Origin of the sequence: Weissella sp. DD23, from assembly GCF_001579105.1 — a bacterium.
Taxonomy (GTDB): Bacteria; Bacillota; Bacilli; order Lactobacillales; family Lactobacillaceae; genus Weissella; species Weissella cibaria.
The window spans coordinates 22,386-22,904 of sequence record NZ_KQ970390.1 but is presented as its reverse complement, the minus strand read 5'-3'; the positions used below and the strand labels follow the sequence as shown (position 1 = coordinate 22,904).

1 protein-coding gene is annotated in these 519 nt (G+C 46.4%); it reads left to right on the top strand.

Features of this window, described 5'->3' with window-relative positions; genetic code table 11:
* Nucleotides 1-369 (top strand): metal ABC transporter ATP-binding protein (locus WEIDD23_RS00105; RefSeq protein WP_156469527.1); only part of this gene is annotated, 369 nt, incomplete at its 5' end.
* Between the last annotated feature and the right edge of the window lie 150 nt (nucleotides 370-519).

Below are 519 nucleotides of genomic sequence, written 5' to 3'. Positions count from 1 at the left end.
CATTTGGCAAATCGTTCTTTAAATGAATTGTCAGGTGGACAACGGCAACGCGCATTAGTTGCGCGAGCATTAGTGCAAGATGCGGATATTTACCTCCTCGACGAACCATTCGTCGGCATCGACGTGGCATCTGAAGCCCAAATTATGGATGCCTTACGTGAACTCCGGGATGCGGGTAAAACCATCATTATTGTGCACCATGATTTAAGCAAAGTCGCTAACTACTTCGACTCGGTTGTCTTACTCAACCATGGCATTCTAAATCAAGGTACGCCAGAGCAAGTCATGGATGCAACGAGCTTGTCGCAAGCCTACGGTGATCATTTGATCATCATGGATCGTCACAATCACATTGTGCAAGGAGGCTAAAATGGCAGCACTTTTGAATTTTTTCCACGCTTTCGGACAGTACACTTTTTTGCAGAACGCTTTGCTCGCTGGTGTTATCATTGGTTTGGTTTCCGGCGTGATTGGCGCGTTTAGTATTTTGCAAGGGACGGCACTAATCGGTGATGCCAT